This is a genomic window from Nocardiopsis rhodophaea (genome assembly GCF_039530945.1).
Lineage (GTDB): Bacteria > Actinomycetota > Actinomycetes > Streptosporangiales > Streptosporangiaceae > Nocardiopsis_C > Nocardiopsis_C rhodophaea.
Window position 1 is genome coordinate 225,256 of sequence record NZ_BAAAPC010000010.1, and the last position, 6,323, is coordinate 231,578.

6 protein-coding genes are annotated in these 6,323 nt (G+C 68.8%); 3 read left to right on the forward strand and 3 right to left on the reverse strand.

The annotated features are described in order from the left end of the window. Positions 1–111: 111 nt before the first annotated feature. The 3 genes from ABD259_RS13540 to ABD259_RS13550 all read left to right on the forward strand — a co-directional run bounded on the left by ABD259_RS13540 (position 112) and on the right by ABD259_RS13550 (position 2,662). Entirely contained in the window at positions 112–1,398 is a 1,287-nt protein-coding gene (locus ABD259_RS13540; protein WP_344162644.1) for a styrene monooxygenase/indole monooxygenase family protein, read from the forward strand. A 294-nt stretch (positions 1,399–1,692) separates the two neighbouring features. Then, positions 1,693–2,349 (forward strand): phosphoenolpyruvate carboxykinase (ATP), encoded by a 657-nt coding sequence (locus tag ABD259_RS13545; RefSeq protein ID WP_344162647.1) that lies wholly within the window; start codon positions 1,693–1,695, stop codon positions 2,347–2,349. Positions 2,350–2,416: 67 nt separating this feature from the next. Further along, positions 2,417–2,662 carry a hypothetical protein gene (locus ABD259_RS13550; RefSeq protein ID WP_344162650.1) on the forward strand — a complete coding sequence of 82 codons (246 nt, stop codon included), beginning with the start codon at positions 2,417–2,419 and terminating at the stop codon, positions 2,660–2,662. A gap of 2 nt (positions 2,663–2,664) precedes the next feature. Here the strand turns inward: ABD259_RS13550 and ABD259_RS13555 are convergent, their stop codons facing one another. The 3 genes from ABD259_RS13555 to ABD259_RS13565 all read right to left on the reverse strand — a co-directional run. Next, a complete protein-coding gene (locus ABD259_RS13555) occupies positions 2,665–3,060 on the reverse strand; it encodes a DUF3592 domain-containing protein (RefSeq protein WP_344109381.1) in 396 nt (131 codons plus the stop codon). Between the two features lie 664 nt (positions 3,061–3,724). Continuing rightward, a complete protein-coding gene (locus ABD259_RS13560; RefSeq protein ID WP_344162653.1) occupies positions 3,725–6,079 on the reverse strand; it encodes a YhgE/Pip family protein in 2,355 nt (784 codons plus the stop codon). After that, positions 6,076–6,323 (reverse strand): hypothetical protein (locus ABD259_RS13565; protein ID WP_344109385.1); only part of this gene is annotated, 248 nt, incomplete at its 5' end. The genes ABD259_RS13560 and ABD259_RS13565, both read right to left, overlap by 4 nt.

Below are 6,323 nucleotides of genomic sequence, written 5' to 3' on the forward strand. Positions count from 1 at the left end.
ATGCCCTAATCCGGCCGACACCGCGATTCCGGCTATTCACCCCACCCACGGCGACGCGTCCGAGCGCACCAGAACCGCGCCTCGGCTGGTTACGGACAGTGAGGAGATGATGTGCGCAGAATATTGATCGTCGGGGCCGGACAGAGCGGGCTCCATCTCGCCCACACCCTGCTGGACCACGGCTACGAAACCACCGTCATCACCGCCCAGAGTTCCACCGAGCTCCGCACCGGCCGTCCATCGGCCACACAGCTCACCATGCCGCGCGTCGTGGCCATGGAGCGCGCCGCCCGCCTCGACCGGTGGCAGGACGAAGCCCCCCGCTACACCGGCGCCGCACTGTCGCTCCGTGCCCCCGGCCAACCCCCGATCGAGTTCACCGGGACCTTCGACAGCGGCTACGGCGTTTCGGTCGACCGCCGGACAAAAATGGCCGACTGGCTGGAACACTTCGAGGACCGCGGCGGCAAAGTCGTGATCCACGGAGTGACCGTCACCGACCTCGACTACTTCACCCGCATGTTCGACCTGATCATCGTCGCGGTCGGTGCGGGAGAACTCGGTGCCCTCTTCGACCCCGACCCCGACCGCTCCGGCGGCGCCCACGAAGGGGTCCTCACCCAGGCGCTTCTGACCGGCGTCGCTCCGCCCGAGAACGCCGACGGTCAGGACGTCATCGAGGCGATCTCCCTCGGCCCCGCCGACGCCGCAGACGGCGACCAGCTGCCCGGCGGCGAGGTTTTCATCGTCCCGATGCTGTGCGCCAACGGCCCCGCCACCAGCGTGTTCGTCAAGGGGCGTCCCGGGTCGGCCCTCGACTGCAGCCCCGACCTGGGCAATCGCGCCACAGAGCAGGACATCCTGGACGCCCTCATGCGCCGACTGCGCGACCACGTGCCCGACGTGGCCGCGCGCTGCGAGGGAGCGACGCTCGCCGACGACAGATCCGCGAACATCGACCGGATCGTCCCCTCGGTGCGTCGCCCGGTAGGGATCCTCCCGTCGGGAGGACGTGTGCTCGGGATGGCCGACGTGGTTCTGACCAGTGACCCCATCAGCGGCCAGGGCTGGAACAACTCCACGCTATGTGCCGATGCCTACCTGAACGCGATCAAATACCGGGGCGAGGCCCCCTTCACGGAGGAATGGATGGAGCGGGCGTTTGACGGCTTCTGGGAGGACCACGGGCGGCACGCCGCCGTCTTCAGCGAGATGGTCACGGGCTTCTGGGAGGGCTCCGCGCCCGAGCACTTCACCGAGCTGATCGAGGCGGTCATGGCCTACCCCGAGGTCCGCGACCGCTGGATCTCCGGTTTCGACCGCCCCGAGGACTACGAGACGTGGATGTTCGACCCGAAGAAGGCCCGCGCCTACATCGCGCGGTTCACCGGCGCATAAGGCGAGGGGGATCGAGACAGGCGGGGGTGGATCCCGCGGGATCCACCCCCGTGAACACGAGGCCGACGCCTGCGTGCAGAACTCCCACGGTGCGGCTCCGCAGCAAGCCGCACTCCCCCGGGGGTCGGCATACCGCGGCTGGCGCCCAGTGCCTGCCCCCATTCTCCGACACCGAACACATCTCCTGGAAACCTTCCTGGCGCCGGTAAAGGAGATCTTCGACCTGCACGGGCTTCTTCGAATGCTGGAGCCTCAGGAGAGGCACGGGAACCGCGGCAAGGAGAACGCCGAAGTATGAGTGAGAATGGTATCCGCGAGACGAGGATCGGATTCCACGGGTCGGTGATCATACTGCGCCACCGTGGCGAGTCCGTGGTCGAGAGAACCCTGGAGTTCCTGGGGTCGCACTACCTCATCAGGCAGGTCGGGCGTGGCGATGGAGGTGTGCTCGCCCGTGTGGAGGTGGCGGACACCGAAAGCGCCGCGCATAGGGCACCGGCAGGTCCAGGACGCCCCATTTTCATACGCAAGAGCGCGAGCCAATTCTTCACGGTTCCCGCCGAGTACCGATCCGATACCCGTGTCGAGCACTTGATGTGCACACGCACCGGCACGACTATCGCATTCTCCAAGGAGGACCCCGAAATCACCGTCGCGCTCGGAGCTGACTCCGACGGGCTTGAGCTGATCGAATTGCTGCGCGACCTCGTCCTCAAACATCAGGAAAACCTGGGCAGCACGGTGCTCCACGCCACTTCGGTGTGTCGGGGCGGGGGCGCTGTGCTGGTCGTCGGACGTAAAGGTGCCGGTAAGAGCACGGTCGCGATGGAGCTGGCCGACGCGCTGGACGGTCGGGTGCTGAGTGGAGACAAGGCGCTGCTGGCCGAGGAGCACGGTCGTGTGCATAACGGACCGTGGGGGCACTGGCCCGGGTTCCGGCCTTCGCGCTGAAGGGCCCCGGGATCCTCGGTCCTACCGAGGTCAGGTCCGTGGACGCCCTCGTTAAGGGGGCAGGTGCGTGATTCGCGAACTGGAAGTCGAGAGCACCGGACACAACTTCACCTGCGATCTGCCCGATCGGATCGCGGAGCTGGCCCAACGAGCGAATAGCGCGGACGGGATGCTGTCGGTGTTCGCGCGAGGCAGCACCATCGGATTCACGCTCGTGCGGTACGAGCCGGGAGCTGTCCAGGATCTCCAGCGAGCGATGGAGTCGTCGGCCCGCGCACCGCTTCCGGTGACGTTCGGTCCAGGCGCCCCATGAGGTCACCACCAGGCCAGGTAGGCGAGGAAGCAGCCGATGGCGATGAGGAGGACACCCAGGGCGGTGAACATGTTGGTCACCCATGGACTGAGCCAGTTCGCGGCGACGATGCGGATGTTCTCGGGGTTGTCGGGGTCGTAGTCGACGGTGACGAGGTCGCCGTGGCGCGCAGCGTGCCAGCCGGTGTTGTTCTGCGCGGCTTCGACGACACGACCGTCTTCGGTCTCGAACCGCACGATCATGCGCGCGGCGGTATTGGTCTCGCTGTAGCCAACGATCTCGCCTTCGGCGCGGGCGCCGCGCGCGGCGAGGAATGCGGAGAACTGGCGGTCTTTGAGCAGCACGCCCAGCATGACCAGGCCCGCGATGATGGGCAGCAGGGGGTAGAGGTACGCCACGGGTCTTCCAGTCTCGGTGCTATCGAGGGGATCTGATTCGCGCTCCCGCGCGACGGAGGTGGCCGACCGTGTACCGGAGGGGTCGGAGAAGCGCTTCCAAACCACGTGGTCTCGGCGGCCGCGGTGGGGACGTCGGGGTTACCGTAGCGAAGACTGTCCCGACAAGGCCAGCAACCGGCGATTATCGGTCTACAGTGGCCGGTGATTGGGTCTGCGGTGCTGCTGCGGGGCGGCCCCTTTTCTCCGCTTCTTCCGCGTGCTTGCGGCCCTCGACGCCCTCGCGCCGCGGCGCACGCCGGCTGACCAGACGCATCCGGACCATCTTCTACCCGCGTGAACTGGCGGTCTGACCGTACCGGTGAGACCTCTCCGCCCGGAGGAGGACCGCCGAACCCCCGCGGGGCGGAGAGGGGAATACGCCGGTAGGCCGATGCCCCCGAAGGATGCCTGAACCTACCGTGGGTGCCCCGGCCGAAAAGGGATACACACGGGGGTGTCCCGGACGGCCGGGTAGTGAGGACAGGGGCCGTGACGCTGGGCACGCACCAGGCCCCGGGCGATGGGCGGGCTCGGATGCAATCGCAGGTTCGGGCCCGCTCTTGAAATGCGCGGCGCGGACACTGATGGAAACGACCTGCATTCTGATCTGGCCCCGGTCCCGGGATCAGATCTTCAGGGGCGGGTGCAGGTCCTTCATGGACCAGGTGCGTCGGCGCTCCACCGACATCCAGGTCAGCAGGAGGGCGCCCAGCAGGTAGGCGGTCAGCACCCAGACGGCCTCCCACACGGTCGCCAACTCACCGCCGCTGATCAGGTGCCGCAGACCCTCGACCACGTGGCTCATGGGCAAGTAGGGGCTGATCTCCTGGAAGAAGTCCGGGCTGGTTTCAATCGGGTACGTGCCCCCGGCCGACGTGAGCTGCAGCATCAGCAGGATGAGCGCGATCCCCTTGCCGACCGCGCCGAACCGGGTGACGAGCCAGTGGACGACGGCGGTGAAGGCGGCGGCCGATAGGACGAGAAGGCCGAGGACCCCGGGCCAGTTCTTGGCCTCCAACCCGAGCATGTAGTGCAGGACGGCCATCATCAGCGCGACCTGGGCGACGCCGATGGCCAGCGCGGGCAGCCACCCCGCCAGGGCGATGCGCCAGGACGGCGCCGTGGACACAAGCCCGCGCCCGGACAGTGGCGGCAGCACGATGTAGACGACCATCGCGCCGACCCACAGCGACAACGCGATGAAGAACGGGGCGAAGCCGGTTCCGTAGTTCGGGGCCTTGTTGTCGATGGTGGAGCTGAGCCGCACCGGCGTGCTCATCATGTCTCCGCGTTTGTCCCGGTCGTCGGCGTCGAAGGTGGGGATCTCCCCGGCCCCCTCCAGCAGACTGTCGGCCAGCTCGTGCGCACCGTCCTGGAGTTCGCCGATCCCCTCGTCGAGGTCCCCCGCCCCGCTGTGCAGCTGACCGATTCCGGCATCGAGGTCCTGGGCGCCGCTGCGCAGCTCCCCGATGCCCGCGTCGAGGTCCTGGGCGCCACTGTGCAGTCGCCCGATTCCGGCGTCGAGGTCCTGGGCGCCGCTGTGCAGCTCCCCGATGCCCTCCTGCAGGTTCTTGGCCCCGGTGTTCGCCTCCTTCAACCCGTCGCGCAGCTCCCGGCTCCCCTGGGCGATTTCGGCGAGCGCCGCGTCGAGCGCGTCGACCTTGTCGCGGGCCGCCTCGGCGTCGGCGGCCAGGGTGGGAGCCTTCGCGGCGAGGGCGGAAGCCAGGGCGGCCACCCTGGCCGCTCTCCGCTGGATCTCGGCGATCTCCCCCCGGTGCCCCTGGACGAAGTCGTCGAGTCGGGCGGCCAGGCTGGCGGCCTCCCGCGCGTCGGTCAGCAAGGCGTAGAGTTCGGGGTCGCGCTGCTCCAGCTCGGGCCGGGCGTCCAGGTAGGCCTGGAGCCGTTCGCGCAGCTTGCGGGCCTCCGCGGCGGCCTTCCCGCACGTGTCGGGGAGGTCGGCGAGAGCGCGGGACAGGGTGTTCGCCGCGGTGGCGATCGCACGGGCCGTCGACGCGATCGCCGGGGCGTCCCTCCGCAGCACGGGGACCCATGTGTCGGCGAGCGTGTCGAGCGTCGCGGTGGCGGCCGAGACCTCCTCGGAGGCGGAGGTGGCGCCGGCGGCCAGCTCCCGCGACCCCTGGTAGAGGTTGCCGATCCCCGCGCTGAGGGCCCCGGCGCCCGCCTCGGCGTCGCCGAGACCGCTGGAGAGGGCGCTGGAGCCCTCTTTGGCGTCGCCGAGACCGCTGGAGAGGGCGCTGGAGCCGTCCTTGGCGTCGCCGAGACCGCTGGAGAGGGCGCTGGAGCCCTCTTTGGCGTCGCCGAGACCGTTGAAGAGATCGCTGGAGCCGTCCTTGGCGTCGTCGGTGCCGTCGGCCAGCTGCCCGGCCCCGTCGGCCGCCTCCATCGTCTTGCCGTGGATCTCGTTGAACCCCAAAAACATCCGGTTCAGGTAGTCCGAGGTGGCCGTCTTCCCCGCCGCGGACTTGATCTCCTTGAAGGCCGCGCCCAGCAGCTCCCGGACGATGTAGCTGTTGGCGTCGTTGTACTGCACCTTGAGCATCGCCGGAACGGGGGTGGCCCCTTCCTCGGAGGGGGAGGCGAGGTTGGCGCTGAAGTCCTCGGGGATGGTGAGCGAGACGTAGTAGCGGCCGTCGTCGACCCCGGAGGCGGCCTCGTCGGCGTCGACGAGGTGCCAGTCGAGTTCTCCGCCTTCGAGCAGCTCGTTGGTGATGTCCTGGCCAGCCTGCAGCCGTTCGCCGTCCACGGTGACCGGTTTGTCCTCGTTGACCAGGGCAACCGGCAGGTAGTCCATCCGGCCGAACGGGTCCCAGAACGACCACAGGTACAGGCCGGAGTAGAGGAGGGGGACGACCGCGAGCGCGATGAGCGCGGCCAGCGGCAGCGGGGCGCGGAAGAACGACCGTACCGACACCCACGCGAGCCGAAGTGTGGGCAGGACGCGGATGCGCGGGAGCGTCATGTCCGCCCCTTCCGCTGCTTCGTGTGCCGTCCGGCACACGGCCGCGTCGTGAAGAGGCCGCGGAGACGGAGGCGCAGCTCCCGCGCGCGTGCCGTCACCGGCGAACGGTGCCTCGGCGGCCGGGTGAGGGGGATGAGGGTGGTGTTGGTGGGGGTGTGGGTGGTGTCGGTTGTGGTGGTGATGATGGTCAGGCCGTGGTCGGCGAGGTGGGTGAGGGTGTCGTAGAGGTGGGTTTGGTGGGTGG